The organism is Microbacterium sp., from assembly GCF_030149085.1.
Classification (GTDB): domain Bacteria; phylum Actinomycetota; class Actinomycetes; order Actinomycetales; family Microbacteriaceae; genus Microbacterium.
The window spans coordinates 1-17,987 of sequence record NZ_JASBSF010000267.1; the positions used below are offsets into that span (position 1 = coordinate 1).

Sequence of the window (17,987 nt, forward strand, 5' to 3'; positions counted from 1 at the left end):
ATTCGTGTCGGGCGAGTTCGGCGACGATGACGCCTTCGCGCGTCTGCGCGAGACCGTGCAGAGCCTCGACGAAGAACGCGGCACCATGGGAAACCATGCGTTCTACCTGTCCATCCCCCCGAAGGACTTTCCGGTTGTCGCTCGTCAGCTGCGCACCTCGGGGCTCGTGGATGACACCGCCGACCGGCCCGAACGGTGGCGCCGAGTCGTCATCGAAAAGCCGTTCGGTCACGACCTTGCCTCGGCCCGCGAGCTCAACGACGCACTGCGCTCAACCTTCCCGGCCGACTCGATCTTCCGGATCGACCACTACCTCGGCAAAGAGACGGTCCAGAACATCCTCGCGCTGCGGTTCGCGAACGAGCTTTTCGAGCCCATCTGGAACCGCAACTACGTCGACCACGTACAGATCACGATGGCCGAAGACATCGGCGTGGGCGGCCGTGCCGGCTACTACGACGGCATCGGGGCGGCGCGCGATGTCATCCAGAACCATCTGCTGCAGCTTCTTGCGCTGACGGCCATGGAGGAGCCCATCAGCTTCGACGCGAGCCACCTGCGTGCCGAGAAAGAGAAGGTTCTCGCGGCCGTCACGCTTCCTGCAGACCTGTCACTCGCGACAGCGCGCGGTCAGTACGCCGGCGGCTGGCAGGGTGGCGAGCACGTCACCGGATTCCTCGACGAAGACGGCATGAAGCCCGATTCGACCACCGAGACTTATGCGGCGTTGAAGCTCGAGATCAACACGCGCCGCTGGGCCGACGTGCCCTTCTACCTGCGCACCGGCAAGCGGCTCGGACGCCGCGTGACCGAGATCGCCGTGGTGTTCAAGCGCGCCCCTGAGCATCTGTTCACGCGGTCGCAGACATCCGGACTCGGTGAGAACGCGCTCGTCATCCGCGTGCAACCGGATGAGGGAGTCACGATCCGCTTCGGCTCGAAGGTGCCCGGCGCGAGCACGCACGTGCGCGACGTCACGATGGACTTCGGCTACGGGCATGCCTTCACCGAGGCCAGCCCCGAGGCCTACGAGCGGCTAATTCTCGACGTCCTGCTCGGAGACCCCCCGCTGTTCCCCCGCCACGAAGAGGTCGAACTCTCGTGGAAGATCCTCGACCCCGTCGAGGAGTTCTGGGCGCAGCAGGGCGGACCGCTCGACCAATACGAACCTGGGTCGTGGGGGCCGAAGTCGGCAGACCAGCTCCTTGCCCGCGACGGACGCACCTGGAGGCGGCCATGATCGTCGATCTTCCCGATACGACAGTCAGCAAGATCTCTCGCGCACTCATCGACGTGCGTGAGGAGGGTGGTGCAGTAGCACTGGGACGAGTGCTCACCCTCATCATCGTGACCACCAACGGCGGCACCGAGGACGGCATCGAGGCAGCCAACGACGCGTCACGCGAGCATCCCATGCGGGTCATCAGCCTGCGCCTCGACCCCGAGGGTGAGCCGAAGCTTGACGCCGAGATCCGCGTGGGCGGCGACGCCGGTGCCAGCGAGGTCGTCGTGTTGCGCGCCTCCGGCGCTGCGGCATCCAACGTCGAGAGCCTCGTCACCGGTCTGCTGCTGCCCGACGCGCCAGTCGTCGTGTGGTGGCCAGACAACCCGCCCGCGACTCCCTCCCATTCCCCGCTCGGTCGGATCGCACAGCGACGCATCACGGATGCCTCCACGGTGCCCTTCGAGGCCACGCGCGTCGCTCACCTCGGCGACTGCTACTCGCCGGGTGACACCGACCTCGCCTGGACGCGCCTCACGCACTGGCGCGAGCAGCTCGCCGCCGTGCTGGACCAGCCGCCCTACGAGCCGATCACCGCGGTGGAGGTTCGTGGCGCTGCCACGTCGCCATCGACAGCACTGTTGGCCGCCTGGCTACGACTGACCCTCGGTGTGCCGGTGGAATGGCACTACCTCTCCCCCGAGGAGTGGAGCGACGGCATCAAGTCTGTCCGCCTGACGCGCGCGAGCGGAGACATCGTGCTCGAGCGTTCGTCAGCCGCGATCGCTCGGTTGTCGCAGCCCGGGCAACCGCAGCATGACCTGGTGCTGCCGCGCCGCACATTGCGCGAATGCCTCGCCGAGGAGCTGCGCCGGCTCGATGCTGACCTCTTGTATGGTCGAGTGATCACCGAGGGCTGGGCGCTGCTCGACCCGGCACAGTCGTAGGAGACCGATGGCTGAGATCACGAACGAGAAGCGGGTGCTCATCAGCCCCGACCGGACTGCGCTCGCTGAGTACGTCGCAGACCGGTTCCTGCGGCGCATCGAGAAGCAGGCCGACGAGCCCGCCGTTCATGTCTCGCTCACCGGCGGAACCATGGGCATCGCGGTGCTCGAGGCTGCTGCGGCAAGCCCGCGGCTGGCGGGCCTCCGCTTCGACAATGTGCACTTCTGGTGGAGCGACGAACGATTCGTCCCACGCCACGACTCCGAGCGCAACGAGAAGCAGGCGCGCGAGGCGCTCCTCGATCGGTTGGACATTCCGGCAGGCAACATCCACAGCGTTGCCGCCAGCGACGACGGCGTCGACCTCGACGAAGCGGCGCGTGCCTACGCGGCCGAGCTCGCGCGCTACGGGCAGCCCGGCGGGCCCGCTTGGCCCTCGTTCGACATATGCTTTCTCGGGGTCGGTCCCGATGCGCACATCGCCTCGCTGTTTCCCGATCACCCCGAGATCCGTGACACCGAGCACGCGGTGCTCCCGGTCCGGAATTCACCCAAGCCCCCGCCCGAGCGCGTGACCTTCACCCGCCCCGTGATCAATACGTCGCAACGCGTCTGGCTGGTCATGTCCGGCCCCGACAAGGCCGCAGCTCTCGGGCTTGCCCTTGCAGGCGCTAACTACACGAGCGTTCCCGCCGGCGGGGCGAAAGGACGGCGACGCACCGTGTTCTTCGTCGACCGGGAGGCTGCCGAACAAGTTCCGCCGGAGCTGATCGACCAGGAATACTGACCATTCACGACAATGGCCCCGGTCCTCCCTCACGGGAGACCGGGGCCATTCTCGTGCAGGAAAACCCTGCGGAAAGTCTCAGAGGCCGCGGCGCTCGCGCAGCGACTTCAGCGCGTCATCCAGGAGCGCATCGGCTTCCTCCTCCGTGCGACGCTCCTTCACGTAAGCAAGGTGCGTCTTGTACGGCTCGGCCTTCGCCAGCTGCGGCGGGTTGTCCTTGTCGCGACCCGCAGGAAGCCCGGAGTGCGGCGAATCGATTGTCTCGGGGATCTCCTCATCGGGGATGCCTGCCGCGAAGTAACGCACGGTCTCGTTGCCTAGGGCATCCCAGTACGAGACGGTGACACGGTCCGCGTGATAGCCGTGATCCTGTTCGCCCATGGGTCCGGCACCCACCCGGGTGCCGCGGATTGCATTGCCGCCGGTTGCCATCAGATCACCTGGAACTTCGTAATGAGGCCAAGTCCCACGATGGTGATGAACCATACGAGGGCCAGCACGATGGTGAATCGGTTGAGGTTGCGCTCAGCGAGACCGGACGATCCGAGAGCTGAGGTCATTCCGCCGCCGAACATGTCGGACAGGCCGCCGCCTCGTCCCTTGTGCAGCAGGATCAGCAGGGTGAGCAGCAGGCTCGTGATGCCGAGGATCACCTGCAGGATCAGTTCGAGAATCGCCAAGACGTGAAACCTTTCGTCGCGACGGTGTCTCGTCGCACAAGCGTCCAGTATACGGAAAGAGGCGCGCGCTTCGCCTCGGCCCGCCGCGCTGTGGCTGGGCGACCGGTCCTCCGGCTGCCCAGCCACAGCAGTAGTCGGAACGACCTCAGACGCCGACGTGCTTCTGGTAACGGATGATGGCGGCGAACTCATCCACGACAAGACTCGCACCACCCACCAGCGCGCCATCGACATCCGGCTCGCGCATGAAGCTCGCGATGTTCGCGGCCTTCACCGAGCCGCCGTAGAGCACACGAGTGCGCTCGGCAGCGTCTGCGCTCAACGATTCGGCGACGACCGCGCGCAGCTTGGCGCAGACATCCTGAGCCTGGTCGGGAGTAGCTGCCTGGCCGGACCCGATCGCCCAGACCGGTTCGTACGCCACAACGATGTCGGCGTCAGCCGGCACGTCAGCAAGAGCGGTCTTCAGCTGCCCTACGGGCACAGCGCTAGCGCCGTACTTCTCGAGGTCCTCCGCGGTCTCACCGACGCAGATGACCGGCACGAGACCGTGTCGCAGCGCAGCCTGAACCTTGCTGGCAACGACCTCGTCGGTCTCGTGGTGGTATTCACGACGCTCAGAGTGACCGATGATCACGTAGCGCGCGTCGAGCTTCGCAAGAAACGCCCCCGAGATGTCACCGGTGTACGCACCCGAATCCTTCGGCGACAGATCCTGCGCGCCGAGGGCGAACGGGATCTTGTCGGCATCCAGCAGTGTCTGCACGGTGCGCAGATCGGTGAAGGGCGGGAAGACCGCAACCTCGACCGAGCCGTCCTCGTGCTTGGCGTCCTTCAGCGTCCAGTGCAACTTCTGGACGAACGCAACGGCCTGCAGGTGGTCGAGGTTCATCTTCCAGTTGCCGGCGATGAGCGGTGTTCTCACTGCTCCCATCCGAGGACCTCCAGTCCGGGTAGCTTCTTGCCTTCGAGGAACTCGAGGCTTGCCCCACCGCCGGTGGAGATGTGGCCGAACTGGTCGTCCGTGAAGCCGAGCTGACGCACGGCGGCCGCCGAGTCGCCACCGCCGACGACGCTGAGGCCGTCCACCTCGGTCAGCGCCTGTGCGACGGCCTTGGTTCCCGCGGCGAAGGCAGGCATCTCGAACACGCCCATGGGGCCGTTCCAGAACACGGTCTTGCTCGCGCGAATCGCGTCGGCAAAGATCTTCGCCGTGTCGGGGCCGATGTCCAGCCCCAGGCCCGTCGCACCGAATGGAGTCTCCTCGAGCGAGTCGGCGGGAGCGACAACGTGCTCCGCGTCGGCGCAGAAGGATGCAGCCATCACGGCGTCCACCGGAAGCACGATCTCAACGCCGCTTTCCTGCGCCGTCGTCATGTACCGGGTGACAGTGTCGATCTGATCCTCTTCGAGCAGGCTCTTGCCGACCTCGTAGCCCTGGGCCTTGAGGAACGTGAACAGCATGCCGCCACCGACCAGGATGCGATCGACCCGCGGGAGCAGGTGCTCGATGACGCCGAGCTTGTCGCTGACCTTCGAGCCGCCGAGCACGACCGTGTAGTGTCGCTCGGGCTTCTCGGTGAGGCGGTCGAGGACGTCGACCTCCTTCTCGATCAGGAAGCCCGCCGCAGACGGCAGGATCTCGGCGAGGTCGTACACGCTCGCCTGCTTGCGGTGCACGACACCGAAGCCGTCCGACACCAGGGCGTCGCCGAGGGATGCGAGCTCGCGGGCGAACGCGCCGCGAATCTCGGCATCCTTCGCCGTCTCCCCCGCGTTGAATCGCAGGTTCTCGATGACCGCGACATCGCCGTCTTCCAGCGCGGCGACGGCGTCGTGAGCCGACTCACCCACGGTGTCACGCGCGAACGCGACGGGCTTGCCGAGCAACTCCGAGAGGCGCTGAGCCACCGGCTCGAGGCTGTACTTCGGGTCGGGTGCCCCATCGGGGCGTCCCAGGTGCGAGCACACGACGAGGCGCGCTCCCTGGTTGATGAGGGCGTTGAGTGTGGGAACGGAGGCCCGCACGCGGCCATCGTCCGTTATGACGCCGTCTTTCAACGGAACATTGAGGTCACAACGGACGATGACGCGCTTGCCGGCCAGCGAACCCAACGAATCGAGGGTGCGCAGAGCCATGTCTGTTACCGGATGCCGAGGCTCAGAGCTTGCTGGCGACGAGCTCGGTGAGGTCGACGAGGCGGTTGGAGTAACCCCACTCGTTGTCGTACCAGGCCGAAACCTTGACGAGGTTGCCGCTGACGTTGGTCTGGCCTGCGTCGAACACCGACGAGTGCGGGTCGTGAACGATGTCGGTCGAGACGATCGCGTCGGTGTTGTACTTCAGGTAGCCAGCCAGAGCGCCCTCGGCAGCAGCCTTCTCGTAGGCGGCGTTGATGGTCTCCTTGGTGAGGCCCTCGGCCGGCGTGATGATCGTGAGGTCCACGATCGAACCGGTGGGAACCGGAACGCGGTACGACGAACCACTCAGCTTGCCGTTGAGCTCGGGCAGCACGAGGCCGATGGCCTTGGCAGCACCGGTGGCAGCCGGCACGATGTTCAGCGCGGCAGCGCGAGCACGGTGCAGATCGCCGTGGGGGCCATCCTGCAGGTTCTGGTCAGCGGTGTACGCGTGAGCGGTCATCATGAAACCGCGCTCGATGCCGAAGTTGTCGTTGAAGACCTTCGCGAGGGGCGCCAGGCAGTTGGTGGTGCACGAGGCGTTGGAGATGACGTGCATCGTGGCGGGGTCGTACTCGCCGTCGTTCACGCCCATGACGAAGGTTCCGTCGACATCCGTGCCGGGTGCCGAGATGAGGACCTTCTTCGCGCCGCCGGCAATGTGCTTGCTGGCGTCAGCCGCCTTGGTGAAGCGGCCGGTCGACTCGATCACGATGTCGACGCCCAGCTCGCCCCACGGGAGGTTCGCGGGGTCGCGCTCTTCGAAGACCTTGATGCTCTTGCCACCGACGGTGATGGAGTCCTCGGTGTACGAAACCTCTTCGCCCAGCCGTCCGCCGACCGAGTCGTACTTGAGGAGGTGGGCGAGCGTCTTGTTGTCGGTGAGGTCGTTCACCGCCACGATGTCGAGGTCCGCGCCCTGCTCCAGAGCTGCGCGGAGGTAGTTGCGTCCGATACGGCCGAAGCCGTTGATACCGATCTTGACAGACACGGTGTCTCCCTGATTCTTATCGCGCCGAAGCGCCGGGGGTCAGCTCCGGATCGACGACCCGGAGAGGGGTGTCATTTGTGGTGTGTGCCAGCAGACAAATGAGGCTGCCGGAGCCCCCGAGCGGGCGAGGGCTCCGCGGCATCCTCACCTGATCATGACCCTAGCAGCAGACCTGCCGTCTTCTCACGAGCCGTGACAAAGCGGTCCTGGACGTTTTGCCAGTTCACGATGTTCCAGAACGCCTTCACGTAGTCAGCGCGGACGTTCTTGTAGTCGAGGTAGTACGCGTGCTCCCACACGTCGAGCATGAGCAGCGGCACGCTGGCGGCGGCGAGCTGGCCCTGCTGGTCGAAGATCTGCTGGATGATGAGGCGCTCACCGATCGAATCCCAGAACAGCGCCGCCCAGCCCGAGCCTTGCACGCCGAGAGCGGCAGCGGTGAAGTGAGCCTGGAACTTGTCGAAGGAGCCGAAGTACTCGTCGATTGCTGCAGCGAGCTCGCCCGTGGGCTTGTCGCCGCCATCGGGCGACATGTTCGTCCAGAAGATCGAGTGGTTGGTGTGACCACCGAGGTTGAACGAGAGGTCCTTCTCGAGCTTGTTGACGTTGGCGAGGTTCCCGGTCTCGCGGGCCTCGGCAAGCTGCTCCAGAGCGGTGTTGGCGCCCGTCACGTACGCCTGGTGGTGCTTGTCGTGGTGCAGCTGCATGATCGTCGCACTGATGTGCGGCTCGAGAGCCGCGTAGTCGTACGGGAGGTCAGGCAGGGTGTAGGTGGCCATATGCTCTTCTCTTCCTGTCGTCGCGGCGCCAGGAATGCCCCGGCGTCGCTGGGGTGACAGTTGCCATCCTAGTGAGGCGGAGCACCCACTCGGCGGGTCTTGCGCGAGAAGACAACAGCCGTTACGTCGCGGTCACCTAGCGGCTGACTCAGTCCAGGGCGCTGGCAGGAACGGCGGATTCCGTTCCGGGAATGCCCTCGGCTGCCGCCTTCTTGTCGGCCATCGCGAGAAGGCGACGGATGCGGCCGGCCACGGCGTCCTTTGTGAGCGGCGGATCGGCGTGGTGACCCAGCTCGTCGAGACTCGCGTCGCGGTGCGCGAGCCGCAGATCACCGGCCTCGCGCAGGTGATCCGGGATGTCTTCACCGAGGATCTCGAGCGCTCGCTCCACGCGTGCACACGCGGCCACCGCGGCCTGAGCCGAGCGACGCAGGTTCGCGTCGTCGAAGTTCACGAGCCGGTTGACGCCGGCGCGAACCTCCCGACGCTGACGCATCTCGTCCCAGTGTGCAGCGACCTGGCGTGCACCCATGACGGCCAGTGCCGTGCGGATGGCATCCCCTTCGCGTACGACAACGCGCGGTGCACCGCGCACCTCGCGCGCCTTCGCGCCGATGCCGAGACGGTGCGCTGCCCCGACCAGGGCCATCGCCGCTTCCGAGGAGGGGCACAGCACATCCAGCGACGCGGATCGTCCGGGGTCGGTCAGGGCGCCGGCGCCCAGGAATGCGCCGCGCCATACGGCGGCGAGGTCGCCGCGCGAACCCGTCGTGAGCTTGTTGGGAAGACCCCGCACGGGCCGGCGCCGCTGGTCGAGCAGGCCGGTTTGACGAGCAAGCGTCTCTCCCCCGTCGATGACGCGCACCGCGAAGAGGGCCCCTGCCCGCGAACCGGATCCCTGCGTCTGGACGATCTCGGGCCGGACGCCGTAGATCTCCATGAGCTCTCGGGCGACCCGCCGAGCAAGCGCCTCCGAGTCGACCTCGGCCTCGACAGCGACGCGGTTGGCGATGGAGTGGAGGCCTCCGGCGAAGCGGAGCAGTGATGTCAACTCAGCGACCCGGGCGCTGGGAAGCGGATCCCGGACTGCGATGAGCTCTGCTTTGACATCGGCCGTCAGCGACACGGGGCTCCTTTCGAGGGTGCCGGCACGGCCGGCGGATGACGCTCTAGCCTACTCGGGCGCACCCCTCGAATTCTCGGCTGTCTCCTGGTTCGGCGCTACTCTCGGCCGAGGTCGCGGTGCTTCACACGCACGGCGACCCCTGCCTCGTCGGCCAGTCGCCGGGCGAGTTCTTCGACCACCACGACCGAGCGGTGCTTGCCTCCCGTGCAGCCGACAGCGACGACCGAATGCCGCTTGTTCTCCCGCTGATAGCCCTGCAGCACGGGCTGGAGGGCTGCGGCGTACGCATCCACAAACTCCCGGGCACCGGGCTGGGCGAGCACGTACTCACGCACCTGCGGGTCCTGCCCCGTGAAAGCACGAAGCGAGGGGTCCCAGTACGGATTGGGTAGAAACCGCATGTCGGCGACCATGTCGGCATCCGTCGGCAAACCGTATTTGAAGCCGAAGCTCATGATCGTGAGCATGTGGCGAGCTGCGCCCTCATCCGAGAAGAGCTCGAAGATCCGCGTCGCGAGTTGGTGCACGTTCAGCGAGGTCGTGTCCACAACGATGTCGGCGCGTTCCCGAATCTCCGAGAGCCGATCTCGCTCGGTGCGGATGCCGTCGATGAGAGTGCCTTCGCCCTGAAGGGGATGCGGGCGTCGCACGGCTTCGAATCGCCGCACGAGCACATCGTCTGAGGCGTCGAGGAAGACGATCCGCACGTTGCGGCGCGAGCGCAACTCCCCGACCTCGGCCGGAAGGGCGGTGAACAGGTCCCGGCCGCGAACGTCGACGACGGCGGCGACTTTCGGCAGCGCGGATGCCGCGATCTCGGACAACTCGAGCATCGGCTTGAGCATCTGCGGTGGCAGGTTGTCGACGACATACCAGCCGAGGTCTTCGAGGGCGTTTGCAGCAGTTGAGCGCCCGGCGCCGGACATTCCGGTCAGGATGAGCACATCACTCGTTGTGGCTGTCGTCTGGTCCATCGGGACCTCTCGTCCTGTGGTGGCGCGGTCTGCGGGCTCGTCAGGCACCGGGCCTCCCGAGCACGGCCAGCCTATCGACTCGCCAGGTGCGCGTGGATCGTGGCGGCAAGCTTCGGGCCGACGCCGGGAAGTTCCTGAATCTCCTCGGGCGTTGCGTTCTTGAGCGCGGTGACCGATCCGAAGTGGCGAAGCAACGCCCGGATACGGGCATCGCCGAGCCCGGGGATCTCGGCGAGCACGGTCTGGATGTCGCGCTTGCGCCTTCCTCGCTGCTTGGTGATAGCGAAGCGGTGGGCTTCGTCGCGCAACCGCTGCAGGAGGTACAGCGCCTCGCTGGTGCGCGGCAGGATCACCGGATAGTCCTCTCCGGGGAGCCACACCTCCTCGAGACGCTTGGCGATGCCGCACAGAGCGATCTCGGAATGGCCCGCGTCGGCTAGCGCCCGTGCCGCGGCGTTGACCTGTGGCTTGCCGCCGTCGACGACGAGCAGCTGTGGGCGGTAGGCGAAGCGGGGGCGGCTGCGGGCCGTCACGACGGTACCCTCGGCGGTCGGATCCGAGCTGACGGATGGCTCGGTCGCGGCATCCGTCTCGCCCGTCGCGGTTTCGGTGTCAGGCGCCGCATCCCGCTCGTCGTCGATATATGCAAGTCGGCGCATGAGCACTTGATAGAGCGAGTCGGTGTCGTCGGTGGTCTGCGCAACACCGAAGCTTCGGTACTGGTCCTTGCGTGGCAGCCCGTCTTCGAACACGACCATGGAGGCCACCACATTCGTGCCGCTGAGGTGCGAGACGTCATAGCACTCGATCCGCAGCGGCGCTTCGTCGAGACCCAGCGCCTCCTGCAGATCGGTCAGCGCCTGAGAACGCGCGACATAGTCGCTCGTGCGCCGTGTCTTGTGCAGCAGAAGCGCCTGTTGCGCGTTGAGCGCTGCGTTCTTCATGAGGTCGGCCTTCGCGCCGCGCTGCGCGATCTGAATCGTGACGTTTGTGCCACGCTTCTCGCGAAGCCAAGCCTCTAGTTCCGCGGCGTCGTCAGGAAGCGCGGGAACGAGCACCTGCTTGGGGATGTCGGCACGGCCCGAGGGACCGTAGGTCCGCTGCAGGATCTGGTCGACGAGCTCTCCCCCGCTGATGTCCAGTTCCTTCTCGATCGTCGTTGCCCGCACTCCACGCACGCGCCCGCCGCGGATGACGAAGTGCTGCACGGCGGCGGCGAGTTCGTCCTCCGCAATGCCGAACAGGTCGGCATCCGTGTCATCGGGCAGCACGAGCGCACTCTTGTTGAGCACCGCCTCGATGGCCTGGAGCCGGTCGCGAAAGACCGCTGCAGACTCGTAGTCCATCGCTGCTGACGCTTCCTTCATCCGGGCCGTCAGCTGCCGGGTGAAGCGCTGATCACCACCGGACATGAACGCGACGAAGTCGTCGACAATCGCGCGGTGCTCCTCGATCGTCACGCGGCCCGAGCACGGTCCGCCACAGCGGCCGATCTGGCCGGGGAAGCAGGGGCGACCGGTGGCCATCGCTCGCTTGTATGACGAGTCGCTGCAGGTGCGAATCGGGAACACCTTGATCATGAGGTCGATGACCTCATGCACCGCCCACACCTTGGGATACGGACCGAAGTACTTCGCGCCGCGGATCTTGTGGTTTCGCGTCACCATGACCCTCGGAGCTTCATCGGCGAGGGTCACTGCCATGTACGGATAGGACTTGTCATCCTTGTACCGCACGTTAAACGGCGGCGAGAACTCCTGGATCCACATGTACTCCAGTTGCAGTGCCTCGACGTCGCTGCCGACCACCGTCCACTCGACGCCGGTGGCCGTGGTGACCATCCGTCTGGTGCGCTCGTGGAGAGTGTGTAACGGCGCGAAGTAGTTCGAGAGCCTGGCCCGCAGGTTCTTCGCCTTGCCGACGTAAAGGATGCGGCCGGCGTCGTCGCGGAACCGATACACGCCCGGATTGGTCGGGATCTCCCCCGGCGCCGGCCGGTAGGCGAGCTGGGGGTGGGTGGCGCGGGCCACGCTCAACCCGCCTTGCGGGCCGCCGGCGCGTCGTGGGCGTCGAAAAGCTCGGCCAGGAACTGTCCGGTGTAGCTCTCGGGAACCGCCGCAACCTGCTCCGGCGTTCCGGTGGCGATGATCTCGCCGCCGCCCGAACCGCCTTCGGGGCCCAGATCGATGATCCAGTCGGCCGACTTGATCACATCGAGGTTGTGCTCGATCACGATCACCGTGTTGCCCTTGTCGACCAGGCCGTTCAGGACCTCCAGAAGGCGACGCACGTCTTCGAAGTGCAGGCCCGTGGTGGGCTCGTCGAGCACGTAGATGCTGCGTCCGTTGCTCCGCCGCTGCAGTTCGGTCGCGAGCTTCACGCGCTGCGCCTCACCACCGGACAGCGTGGTTGCTGACTGGCCGAGCCGCCCGTAGCCGAGGCCGACGTCGACCAGGGTCTTCATATACCGATGGATGGCCTGGATCGGCTCGAAGAACTCAGCTGCCTCGGCGATCGGCATCTCGAGGACCTCAGCGATGTTCTTGCCCTTGTAGTGAACCGCGAGCGTGTCGCGGTTGTAGCGCTTGCCGTGGCAGACCTCGCAGTCCACATAAACATCTGGCAAGAAGTTCATCTCGATCTTGATGGTGCCGTCGCCCGAGCACGCCTCGCAGCGTCCGCCCTTCACGTTGAAGCTGAAGCGGCCAGGCTGGTAGCCGCGCGCCTTGGCTTCCGGAGTCTCGCTGAAGAGGGTGCGGATACGGTCGAAGACACCGGTGTAGGTGGCCGGGTTCGAGCGCGGTGTGCGCCCGATCGGGGCCTGGTCGACGTGCACGACCTTGTCGAGGTTGTCGAGACCCGTGACGCGCGTGTGCTTGCCGGGCACCGTTCGTGCTCCGTTGAGCCTCGCGGCGAGCACCTGATACAGGATGTCGTTCACGAGCGAAGACTTGCCCGAACCGCTCACACCCGTCACCGCTGTGAGGACACCGAGCGGGAACTGGGCACTGACCTGCTTGAGGTTGTTCTCGCGGGCGCCGACGACTTCCAGCATCCGCTTCTTGTCGATCTTGCGGCGCTTGCGCGGCGTCGGGATGCTGCGGCGGCCAGCAAGGTAGTCGCCGGTGATCGAGTCGGAGTCGGCGAGGAGCTCGGCCAGGGGCCCGGAGTGCACAACGTGGCCACCGTCGACGCCGGCACGGGGACCGATGTCGACGATCCAGTCAGCGGCGTGGATCGTTTCTTCGTCGTGTTCGACGACGATGAGCGTGTTACCGAGGCCCTTGAGCTTCAGGAGCGTCTCGATGAGGCGACGGTTGTCGCGCTGATGCAGGCCGATCGACGGTTCGTCGAGCACGTAGAGCACGCCGGTCAGTCCCGATCCGATCTGGGTAGCGAGACGGATGCGTTGCGCCTCGCCGCCCGAGAGCGAACCGGCCGAACGGCTGAGGTTCAGATAGTTCAGCCCGACCTGGATAAGGAACTCCAGGCGCGCGCGGATCTCGCGGAGCACCGCGGCGGCGATCATCGCCTCACGCTCGGTGAGTTCAAGATTCGCGAAGTACTGCTGCGCGTCAGCAAGGCTCAGGCGTGAGGCATCCGCGATCGAGTGCCCGTGCACCAGAACTGCGAGCACCTCGGGCTTGAGGCGGTCGCCATTGCAGGCGGGGCACGGCACTTCGCGCAGGTACTCCGACCAGCGCTGGCGCTGCGTGTCTGACTCGGCCTGCACGTACTGGCGCTCGATGTAGGGCACGACGCCCTCGAACCCGGACGTGTACCGCATCTCACGGCCGTAGCGGTTCTTCCACTTGACGTTGACCTTGAAGTTCTCGCCGTGCAGGACCGCGTTCTGAACCTCGGCCGTCAGGTCCCGCCAGGGGGTGTCCAGCGAAAAATCGAGGTCATCAGACAGGCCTTCGAGGAGGCGCTCGTAGTACTGGAACAGCCCCTTGCCCTGCGTCGTCCACGGGATGAGGACGCCCTCGCGGATCGAAAGCTCGGGGTCGCCCAGCATGAGCTCGACATCCACTGACATCCGTGTACCGAGGCCAGAACACGTCGGGCAGGCGCCGAACGGGGCGTTGAATGAGAACGTCCGCGGCTCGATCTCGGTCAGCTGCAACGGGTGACCGTTCGGGCACGAGAGCTTCTCGCTGAACGACTGCCACGCGTCGTCGCCCTCCTCGTCGACGAAGTTGACCTGCATGATGCCGCCGGCAAGGCCGAGCGCGGTCTCGACCGAGTCCGTGACGCGGCTGAGGATGTCGGGGCCAGCGACGAGGCGGTCGACGACTACCGCGATGTCGTGCTTGTAGCTCTTCTTGAGGGTGGGGGGCTCGGCAAGCTGGATGAGGTCGCCGTCGACCACGGCACGGGCGTAGCCCTTCGCAGAGAGCTCTTTGAACAGGTCGACGAACTCCCCCTTTTTCTGGCTCACCACGGGCGCGACGATCTGGTATCGCGTGCGCTCGGGCAGCTCCATGAGCTGGTCGGCGATCTGCTGGACGGTTTGGCGCTGGATCTGCGCACCGCACTCGGGGCAGTGCGGGACCCCGATACGCGCCCACAGCAGACGCATGTAGTCGTGGATCTCGGTGATCGTGCCGACCGTCGAACGCGGGTTGCGGTTGGTGGACTTCTGATCGATCGAGACGGCGGGGCTGAGCCCCTCGATGAAATCGACGTCAGGCCGGTCGACCTGACCCAGGAACTGGCGCGCGTAGGAGCTCAGCGACTCGATATAGCGACGTTGCCCCTCGGCGAAGATCGTGTCGAACGCAAGGCTCGATTTTCCGGACCCCGACAGCCCCGTGAACACGACCAGTGAGTCGCGCGGGATGTCGAGATCGACGTCCTTGAGGTTATGGACGCGGGCGCCGCGAACACTCAGTGTTCCACTGCTGTGGGCATGCGAAGAGACGGAGACGATGGGCACCCGTCAAGTGTAGGTGTGGCCTCCGACATCGGCTCCGGAGTGCGCTTCCGGCGTACCGAACGCCCGGTTCGTGAGTTGGACCCGTCAGGGGCAGTGCATGAGGGGCTTGTCGCCGGAACGATCGAACGTGTGGCGATTCATGGGCTGATGGCACAGCGGGCACGCGCGCTCGGCGCGCTCCTGTGCGGACGGTTCCGGCTCGAGCCGACTCACCTGCGCGGGTCCCGCGACGCGGATGAGGTTCGTGTTGAACCAGGTGTACCAGCCGCCTGCATCGCGCACCCGCTCACGGAGCGGTCGCTTAGGCACCTCATTCGTTCGTGTCACGATTATTAGTGTACTAACTAATTGATAGACTGGCCACATGTCCGACGAGGAAGATCTGCTGAAGCTCGACAACCAGGTGTGCTTCGCGCTGGTGACGGCAGCGCGGAACGTCGTGTCGATCTACCGACCGATCCTCGAGCCGCTCGGGCTGACGCATCCGCAGTACCTCGTGATGCTCGCGCTGTGGGAGCAATCACCCAGATCACTGGGCGAGCTCGCCGAGGAACTCGCTATGGAGCCCGCAACCCTCTCCCCCCTCGTCAAGCGGCTCGAAGGCCAGGGTCGCGTGACACGCACCCGGCGGCCAGAGGACGAGCGCGTTCTCGACATCGGCTTGACCCCTGAGGGACAGGCTTTACGCGAGCAGGCACTCGAGGTGCCACGACGCATCATGGCGGTGACGGGACTGGGGGTCGAACAGCTCAAAGAGCTGCGTGACGGTTTGCAGCCGTTCGCTGGCAGGATGCCGCACCTCGCTGGCTGAGGCATCCGCCCCGACCCGGCGGGGCCAGGATGCCGCACCGATCCGGACGGTCGCAACGGCGCGCAATCTCCCCGACACGCCGAGAACTCAACCCCCGACCTCGGCGCGTCGCCCCAAGCATGCGCCGTTGCGACAGGCCAGCGGGTCGATCGGTCGGCGGCTGAGGGCCAGCGGATGCGCTGGACGAGTTGCACTGGATGCCCGTCGGGGTCTTCGACGAAGGTGACCCGGAGTGCACCGCCAAGAAACTCATGTGGGTCGCCCGGGTTGAGACCTCCGGATGCGAGCGCCAGGGCGCGGGCGGCGTCGAGATCGTCAGTCCAGAGGTGATGACGGCGCGATGCCCCGTCGTGACCGGCTCGATCCCGTGCGCTCCGCTGCCGGCCCTGGCAGCGCGAGGCCGAGCGAGAAGCCACCCAGCAGCATCTCGATCTTCACCGGAGGATCGCCGCCGCCGCGAAAGGTCTCGACGAAACCGAACGCGCCATAGAACCGCGCGGCGCGCTCGCAGTCGGCGACGAAGAGGATCACCTGCGGGTCGGTGAACATCATGGTCCGATCGTGACATGGCCTCGGTCATCGAGCGGCCAGCCCGGGTTGTGTGCGACCTCCCACGGATGCCCATCGGGATCGATAAAGACACCCGAGTAGCCTCCCCACGGTGTGGGAGCCCCGGATCGACCGATGCGAGCGCCCGCGGCATCCGCGGCGACCAGAACGGCATCGACCTCGGCGGGCGACCGCACGTTGTGGGCGAGAGTTACGCCGCCCCATCCGCCGCTGTCGTCGACCATCGAGTCCGCAGCGAGTTCGGCGCGGCTCCAAAGCGCGAACGCGAAGCCGTCGAGCTGGTAGAAGGCCACGACGCCGGGAACCGAACCCGGATGCGGTTCCCACCCCAGCCCGCGGTAGAACGCGATGGCACGCTCGAGGTCGGTGACGCCGAGGGTGATAAGGCTCAGGCGCTGTTCCATGTGTCCTCCGCTATGCGTGGCCGGCGCGTTCCATGGCCCGCAGTTCCTTCTTCAGGTCCTGCAGTTCATCGCGCAGGCGTGCGGCAAGCTCGAACTTCAGCTCCCCGGCCGCGGCGAGCATCTGGTCGGAGAGATCTCCGATCATCGCCTCGAGCTGCGTCGCACCCTCGGCTGCGATCCCCTCGCGGCGCAGGTTCGGCGTGGGGCTCTTGCCCTTGCCGTTCTTGGATGCCGCGGCATCCTTGCGGTTCAGCATCGCCTTCGTGTCGGCGCCCTCTCGAATCAGGGCATCGGTGATGTCGGCGATCTTCTTGCGCAGCGGCTGCGGGTCGATGCCGTGTTCCTTGTTGTAGGCAACCTGCTTCTCGCGACGACGGTCGGTCTCGTCGATCGCCGCGCGCATCGAGTCGGTGATCGTGTCGGCGTACATGTGCACCTGCCCCGACACGTTTCGGGCAGCCCGACCGATCGTCTGAATGAGGGAGGTTCCCGACCGCAGGAACCCTTCTTTGTCGGCATCCAGGATCGACACGAGCGACACCTCCGGAAGGTCCAGGCCTTCACGAAGGAGATTGATGCCGACCAGGACGTCGTAGACGCCGGCGCGCAGCCCACTGAGCAGCTCGACGCGGCGAAGGGTGTCGACATCCGAGTGGAGGTAGCGCACCCGCACGCCGTGCTCGCCGAGGAAGTCGGTGAGTTCCTCGGCCATCTTCTTCGTGAGGGTCGTCACGAGCACGCGCTCGTCACGCTCGACACGAATGCGGATCTCCTCGAGCAAGTCGTCGATCTGGCCCTTCGACGGCTTGACCACGATCTCGGGGTCCACGAGCCCGGTGGGGCGGATGATCTGCTCGACGACACCGTCAGCGATCCCCATCTCGTACCGCCCGGGAGTGGCGGATAGGTAGACGGTCTGCCCGACCCGGTTCTTGAACTCGTCGAAGCGCAGCGGCCGGTTATCGAGCGCTGACGGCAGGCGGAAGCCGTGATCCACGAGGGTGCGCTTGCGTGAGGCATCCCCCTCGTACATTGCCCCGATCTGCGGCACGGTGACGTGCGACTCGTCGATCACGAGGAGGAAGTCGTCGGGAAAGAAGTCGAGCAGGGTATGAGGCGGCTCCCCCGGCTGGCGACCGTCGAGGTGCCGTGAATAGTTCTCGATGCCCGAGCAGAAGCCCAGCTGCTGCAGCATCTCGAGGTCGAAGGTGGTGCGCATCCGCAGGCGCTGGGCCTCGAGCAGCTTCTGCTGGGACTCGAGTTCCTTCAGCCGTGACGCGAGCTCAACTTCGATCGTGCCGATCGCACGCTGCACGGTCTCGGTTCCTGCCACATAGTGCGAGGCGGGAAAGATCGGCACCGAATCCATCTTCTGGATGACATCGCCCGTGAGCGGATGCAGCAGGTACAGCGCCTCGATCTCATCGCCGAACAACTCGATGCGGATCGCGTATTCCTCATAGACCGGGATGATCTCGATCGTGTCGCCGCGGACCCGGAAGTTGCCGCGCGAAAAGTCGACGTCGTTGCGGTTGTACTGCATCGCGATGAACTTGCGGATGAGGGCGTCGCGGTC

The 17,987-nt window shown here is 66.0% G+C and carries 18 protein-coding genes; 4 read left to right on the plus strand and 14 right to left on the minus strand.

Translation table 11 applies throughout. The annotated features are described in order from the left end of the window. The 3 genes from zwf to pgl all read left to right on the plus strand — a co-directional run. Window positions 1-1,240, plus strand: a 1,240-nt coding sequence (gene zwf / locus Q1V87_RS10780) for a glucose-6-phosphate dehydrogenase (protein ID WP_300592517.1), incomplete at its 5' end; no start/stop codon positions are given. Continuing rightward, window positions 1,237-2,169 carry a glucose-6-phosphate dehydrogenase assembly protein OpcA gene (locus tag Q1V87_RS10785; RefSeq protein WP_300592519.1) on the plus strand — a complete coding sequence of 311 codons (933 nt, stop codon included), beginning with the start codon at window positions 1,237-1,239 and terminating at the stop codon, window positions 2,167-2,169. The genes zwf and Q1V87_RS10785, both read left to right, overlap by 4 nt. A 7-nt stretch (window positions 2,170-2,176) precedes the next feature. Continuing rightward, complete coding sequence (gene pgl / locus Q1V87_RS10790) at window positions 2,177-2,956, plus strand: 6-phosphogluconolactonase (protein ID WP_300592522.1); 780 nt, start codon at window positions 2,177-2,179, stop codon at window positions 2,954-2,956. Between the two features lie 78 nt (window positions 2,957-3,034). Here pgl and Q1V87_RS10795 read toward each other — a convergent pair whose 3' ends face one another. The 11 genes from Q1V87_RS10795 to Q1V87_RS10845 form a co-directional block, all read right to left on the minus strand. After that, window positions 3,035-3,388, minus strand: a complete 354-nt coding sequence (locus Q1V87_RS10795; RefSeq protein ID WP_300592525.1) for an RNA polymerase-binding protein RbpA — start codon at window positions 3,386-3,388, stop codon at window positions 3,035-3,037. Then, the gene (gene secG / locus Q1V87_RS10800) at window positions 3,388-3,636 is read right to left on the minus strand and encodes a preprotein translocase subunit SecG (RefSeq protein ID WP_292711318.1); all 249 of its coding nucleotides are present in this window, start codon (window positions 3,634-3,636) and stop codon (window positions 3,388-3,390) included. Before secG ends, Q1V87_RS10795 begins: the two co-directional genes overlap by 1 nt. A gap of 145 nt (window positions 3,637-3,781) precedes the next feature. Continuing rightward, a complete protein-coding gene (tpiA, locus tag Q1V87_RS10805) occupies window positions 3,782-4,570 on the minus strand; it encodes a triose-phosphate isomerase (protein WP_300592528.1) in 789 nt (262 codons plus the stop codon). Further along, on the minus strand, window positions 4,558-5,775 hold the full coding sequence (locus Q1V87_RS10810; RefSeq protein ID WP_300592531.1) for a phosphoglycerate kinase: 1,218 nt from the start codon (window positions 5,773-5,775) through the stop codon (window positions 4,558-4,560). Before Q1V87_RS10810 ends, tpiA begins: the two co-directional genes overlap by 13 nt. A gap of 22 nt (window positions 5,776-5,797) precedes the next feature. Then, entirely contained in the window at window positions 5,798-6,808 is a 1,011-nt protein-coding gene (gene gap / locus Q1V87_RS10815) for a type I glyceraldehyde-3-phosphate dehydrogenase (RefSeq protein ID WP_300592534.1), read from the minus strand. 152 nt (window positions 6,809-6,960) lie between these two features. Next, on the minus strand, window positions 6,961-7,587 hold the full coding sequence (locus tag Q1V87_RS10820) for a superoxide dismutase (protein WP_292711307.1): 627 nt from the start codon (window positions 7,585-7,587) through the stop codon (window positions 6,961-6,963). A gap of 148 nt (window positions 7,588-7,735) precedes the next feature. Further along, entirely contained in the window at window positions 7,736-8,713 is a 978-nt protein-coding gene (gene whiA / locus Q1V87_RS10825; RefSeq protein WP_292711304.1) for a DNA-binding protein WhiA, read from the minus strand. Window positions 8,714-8,808: 95 nt separating this feature from the next. Next, entirely contained in the window at window positions 8,809-9,687 is an 879-nt protein-coding gene (gene rapZ, locus Q1V87_RS10830) for an RNase adapter RapZ (protein ID WP_300592554.1), read from the minus strand. Between the two features lie 71 nt (window positions 9,688-9,758). Beyond that, complete coding sequence (uvrC, locus tag Q1V87_RS10835; RefSeq protein WP_300592538.1) at window positions 9,759-11,717, minus strand: excinuclease ABC subunit UvrC; 1,959 nt, start codon at window positions 11,715-11,717, stop codon at window positions 9,759-9,761. A 2-nt stretch (window positions 11,718-11,719) separates the two neighbouring features. Then, on the minus strand, window positions 11,720-14,626 hold the full coding sequence (uvrA, locus tag Q1V87_RS10840) for an excinuclease ABC subunit UvrA (protein WP_300592541.1): 2,907 nt from the start codon (window positions 14,624-14,626) through the stop codon (window positions 11,720-11,722). Window positions 14,627-14,710: 84 nt separating this feature from the next. After that, a complete protein-coding gene (locus Q1V87_RS10845) occupies window positions 14,711-14,959 on the minus strand; it encodes a hypothetical protein (protein WP_300592557.1) in 249 nt (82 codons plus the stop codon). A gap of 31 nt (window positions 14,960-14,990) precedes the next feature. On the opposite strand from Q1V87_RS10845, the gene Q1V87_RS10850 reads away from it, so the two are divergent. Then, on the plus strand, window positions 14,991-15,437 hold the full coding sequence (locus Q1V87_RS10850) for a MarR family transcriptional regulator (protein WP_300592544.1): 447 nt from the start codon (window positions 14,991-14,993) through the stop codon (window positions 15,435-15,437). A 315-nt stretch (window positions 15,438-15,752) separates the two neighbouring features. Here the strand turns inward: Q1V87_RS10850 and Q1V87_RS10855 are convergent, their stop codons facing one another. The 3 genes from Q1V87_RS10855 to uvrB form a co-directional block, all read right to left on the minus strand. After that, entirely contained in the window at window positions 15,753-15,989 is a 237-nt protein-coding gene (locus Q1V87_RS10855) for a hypothetical protein (RefSeq protein WP_300592547.1), read from the minus strand. Then, window positions 15,986-16,411 carry a VOC family protein gene (locus Q1V87_RS10860; protein WP_300592550.1) on the minus strand — a complete coding sequence of 142 codons (426 nt, stop codon included), beginning with the start codon at window positions 16,409-16,411 and terminating at the stop codon, window positions 15,986-15,988. The genes Q1V87_RS10855 and Q1V87_RS10860 overlap by 4 nt, the downstream gene beginning before the upstream one ends. Before the next feature lie 10 nt (window positions 16,412-16,421). After that, window positions 16,422-17,987 (minus strand): excinuclease ABC subunit UvrB (gene uvrB, locus Q1V87_RS10865; protein ID WP_300592551.1); only part of this gene is annotated, 1,566 nt, incomplete at its 5' end.

What these genes read in the sequence shown, in the direction of transcription:
- Q1V87_RS10850 (WP_300592544.1), top strand. Translation starts at nt 14,991, where the DNA reads ATGTCCGACGAGGAAGATCTGCTGAAGCTCGACAACCAGGTGTGCTTC.
- Q1V87_RS10855 (WP_300592547.1), bottom strand. Translation starts at nt 15,989, where the DNA reads ATGATGTTCACCGACCCGCAGGTGATCCTCTTCGTCGCCGACTGCGAG.
- Q1V87_RS10795 (WP_300592525.1), bottom strand. Translation starts at nt 3,388, where the DNA reads ATGGCAACCGGCGGCAATGCAATCCGCGGCACCCGGGTGGGTGCCGGA.
- Q1V87_RS10810 (WP_300592531.1), bottom strand. Translation starts at nt 5,775, where the DNA reads ATGGCTCTGCGCACCCTCGATTCGTTGGGTTCGCTGGCCGGCAAGCGC.
- tpiA (WP_300592528.1), bottom strand. Translation starts at nt 4,570, where the DNA reads ATGGGAGCAGTGAGAACACCGCTCATCGCCGGCAACTGGAAGATGAAC.
- Q1V87_RS10860 (WP_300592550.1), bottom strand. Translation starts at nt 16,411, where the DNA reads ATGGAACAGCGCCTGAGCCTTATCACCCTCGGCGTCACCGACCTCGAG.
- Q1V87_RS10785 (WP_300592519.1), top strand. Translation starts at nt 1,237, where the DNA reads ATGATCGTCGATCTTCCCGATACGACAGTCAGCAAGATCTCTCGCGCA.
- Q1V87_RS10820 (WP_292711307.1), bottom strand. Translation starts at nt 7,587, where the DNA reads ATGGCCACCTACACCCTGCCTGACCTCCCGTACGACTACGCGGCTCTC.
- rapZ (WP_300592554.1), bottom strand. Translation starts at nt 9,687, where the DNA reads ATGGACCAGACGACAGCCACAACGAGTGATGTGCTCATCCTGACCGGA.
- pgl (WP_300592522.1), top strand. Translation starts at nt 2,177, where the DNA reads ATGGCTGAGATCACGAACGAGAAGCGGGTGCTCATCAGCCCCGACCGG.